Raw genomic sequence first — 3432 nt, 5'->3', positions numbered from 1 at the left:
AACGCGATCCGGCTCTCGGCGATCAGGGCGCGCAGCGCATCGAGCGGAGCATGCGGGCAGGGCGAAAAGCTGCTCGTGCCGGAGAGGGCGCAGCGGTCGATCTCGGCCGCGCCGTTGCGCACGCGGAAGATCAGGTCCGGCGCGAGGCCGATGATCGAGTACCGGCCGCGCACTGCGCCGCCTTCGACCGATTCGAACAGAAAGCAAGGCGGACGATCGCCCGCGATTTTCAGGAATGCGGAGACCGGCGTTTCCAGATCGGCAACGAGCCGGGTCCAGACCACTTGCGGCGCGCCTGTTTCGTAGCGCGCGGCGAACTCCTCCGCTGCAGGCTCGACCGTCATCGCATCCGGCGCATGCGAAGCGCCTGCTCCGTCAGTTCACGCCCCCGCCCACGACCTGATTGAGCGCGCTCTCGTTGATCGATGCGCCAAGCGTCGTCTGCAAATCGGCAAGATACTGCGCGACGATATCCTCGGTAAACATCGTCGCGAGGCCGTCGCGGATCCGCTTCGCATCGGCGGAGGCAGGGTCGAGCGTCGGAACGGTTATCCCGGTGACACGGAAGACCACCCATTCGCTTGCGCTTGCGCCCTGCGCGGTGCCGACGCCGTCCTTGTCGGTCTGGAACACCGCATCGAGTGCGGTGGCGGGGAAATCGCCCTGCGTACGGTCGCGGCGCAATCCGACGATGAATTGCGGTTTCGCGCCGGCCGCGGAAGCGGCCTCGGAGATGCTCGTGGTCTTCAGCTTCTCCGCGGTGTCCTTGGCAAGCTCCTTAAGCCGCGCGGCGACCTGATCGTTGCGCCAGCGTTCGATGACGCGGTCGCGGACCTCGTCCAGCGGACGCTCGCGCGAGGGCGTCACGCCCATCACCTCGTACCAGACATAGCCATCGTCGCCTGCCAGCCGGATCGGATCATTCTCCACGCCGACCTCGGCTGCGAACATCGCCGAAAACAGATTGGGCAGGTCCGGAAGCTGCGGCGCGGGTTGTCCGTCGGGCGCGCGGCCCGAACGGTCCACCGCATCGATGGTCCGGACGTTAAGTCCGACCTTGCTGGCGAGTTCGGCGAGCGTGCCGCCGGCGCCGCGTTCGTCCTCGAGCTTGTCGTAGAGGTCGCGCACCTGCCGGCGTGCGCGGTCCATCGCAATCTCCCGCTTCAGGTCGGCGGCGACCGCGTCGAACGGCTTCACCGTCTCCGGCTCCACCTTGCCGACATGAACGAGGATGGTGCCGAAACGGCCCTTGACCGGGGCGCTGACCGAATCCGGCGGAAGCGCGAAGGCGGCATCGGCCACGGCCGGATCGAGGATCTGGGCCCGGGTCACCATGCCGAGATTGACTTCGCTGCCCTTGCGGTCCGGCGAGGCGGCAAATTGCGCGAACGTCATGCCGGGCTGCTTCAGCTTTTCCACCGCCTCGCTCGCATCGGCCTCGTTCTGGAAAATGATCTGATGAACCTCGCGCCGCTCGGGCGTGCCGTAATTCGCCCGGTTGGCATCGTACGCCTTTTTCGCCTCCTCGTCGGACACCGCGATCGTCTTGGCGAGGTCGTCGGCGGACAGGGTCACGATATCGACTTTGCGGAATTCGGGAGCGCGGAACAGATTCTTGCGCTCCTCGAAAAATGTCGTGAGCTGTTCGGGCGCGGGATCGCCGATCTCGCCGGCCTGGTCGGGTCCAAGCACGATGTAATCGAGCGCGCGGGTTTCGTTGGCAAAGCGGTTCTGCAGGTCGATCGCGGCTTCCGGCGCGGCCAGTTCGCCGGTCAGGCTGCGGATGATTTGCTGCTGCAGCATTTGCCGGCGGCGCTCGGCGACATAGCGCGGCTCGGTATAGCCGAGCTCGCGCAGGATCGCGTTGAACCGGTTGCGGTCGAACTGGCCGGTAATGCCGCGGAACGCGGGATCGTTGCGGATGCGCTCGGCCACCAGGGCGTCCGGTACGTTAAGGCCGAGCTGGCGGATATTCTCGTCCAGCGCAGCCTCGGCGATCATCTGCCCAAGCAATTGCCGGTGCAGGCCGAGCGCACGCGCCTGATCGGCGGGAATCGGCTTGCCGACCTGCCGGATCAGCCGCTGCAATTGCTCATTATAGGCCTGCCTGAAGCGTTCGACGCCGATTTCGGTGCCGCCGACTTTGGCGACCGTCGACGTCCCGAAGCCGCGGAAGATATCGCCGATGCCCCAGATCGCGAACGAGATCGCGATCAGGCCCAGCAGGATTCCGGTGATCAGGCGGCCGAGCCAGTTCCGGGTGGCATTTTGGATTCCGCGCAGCATGCGAGCGTTACGTCTTTCGTCGTCGGCGATGGGGTGGAAAGCCGCGCATCATAGAGAGCGCGATGTGCGGCTGCAACACGCTGAGAAGTCACAGGAAAGCGCTGGCTCTGCGGCGCGCCGTCTGATAGCCGGAAAAAACCTGGTCGTGTCAAAAAAGTGAGGAACGGCAATCGATGGCGCAAGAACCGCGTCCGCTGGTCGCAGGCAACTGGAAAATGAACGGACTTACGGCATCGCGCTCCGAACTGGAGGCGATCATCGCCGGCGCCGCGACACTGCCCGATACCGTCGACCTCATGGTCTGTCCGCCCGCGACATTGATCGCAAGCTTTGCCGAGGCCGCAGCGGGCTCGCGAATCGTGATCGGCGCCCAAGATTGCCACGCGGCGGTTTCCGGCGCCTTTACCGGCGATCTATCGGCGGAGATGCTGAAGGATGTGGGCGCCGTCGCGGTCATCGTCGGCCATTCTGAGCGCAGGGCGCTGCATGGCGAAACCGATGCCATGGTGCGGGAGAAGGCGATGGCCGCGCGCAGGGCCGGGCTCACCGCCATTCTCTGCGTCGGCGAGACCCGCGACGAGCGGGATGCGGGCGCAACCATCGCCCGGATCGAGCGCCAGCTCGATGGCTCGCTGCCGGACCGCCTGGATGGGCTGGTGATCGCCTATGAGCCGGTCTGGGCGATCGGAAGCGGACTGACGCCGACTCCGAAGGACGTCGGCGACGTCCATGGCATGATCCGCAACTATCTGATTTCCAAAGATAAAGCTGCCGGTTCCGGAACCCGCATTCTGTATGGCGGTTCGGTCAAGCCGCAGAATGCAAAGGAACTGATGTCGGTCCCGCATGTCAACGGCGCGCTGGTCGGCGGCGCCAGCCTCAAGGCCGATGATTTTCTCGCAATTGCCGCGGCTTACGCCTGACCGACACAGAATGAGGCGAGGGTGGAATTGTGGGTCCGGATCGTGTACAGACGCGCCCGCATTCCCTATATGCCAGCTCGACACAAGCGTCCCGGCCGGGGCAAAGCCGGAATGGAAGCGAGCATTGGACGCATCAGGATTTGACGCATGCAGACCGTGGTAATCGTCATTCATCTGCTCATCGTGCTGACCATGATCGGCCTCGTGCTGCTGCAGCGCTCCG

The 3432-nt window shown here is 65.1% G+C and carries 2 protein-coding genes and 1 pseudogene; 1 reads left to right on the top strand and 2 read right to left on the bottom strand.

The features are described 5' to 3' along the window. Positions 1-344 (bottom strand): annotated as a pseudogene (locus ACK41X_RS23120) (anthranilate synthase component I); the annotation flags it as partial. A 31-nt stretch (positions 345-375) separates the two neighbouring features. Beyond that, complete coding sequence (locus tag ACK41X_RS23115) at positions 376-2286, bottom strand: SurA N-terminal domain-containing protein (RefSeq protein WP_409728576.1); 1911 nt, start codon at positions 2284-2286, stop codon at positions 376-378. A 173-nt stretch (positions 2287-2459) separates the two neighbouring features. Between ACK41X_RS23115 and tpiA the strand changes: the two genes are divergently transcribed. Continuing rightward, positions 2460-3209 carry a triose-phosphate isomerase gene (tpiA, locus tag ACK41X_RS23110; protein ID WP_409728573.1) on the top strand — a complete coding sequence of 250 codons (750 nt, stop codon included), beginning with the start codon at positions 2460-2462 and terminating at the stop codon, positions 3207-3209. Positions 3210-3432: the final 223 nt, after the last annotated feature.

It is taken from the genome of Pseudorhodoplanes sp. (assembly GCF_046289595.1).
Taxonomy (GTDB): domain Bacteria; phylum Pseudomonadota; class Alphaproteobacteria; order Rhizobiales; family Xanthobacteraceae; genus Pseudorhodoplanes.
This window is presented reverse-complemented; position numbering and strand designations above follow the sequence as displayed.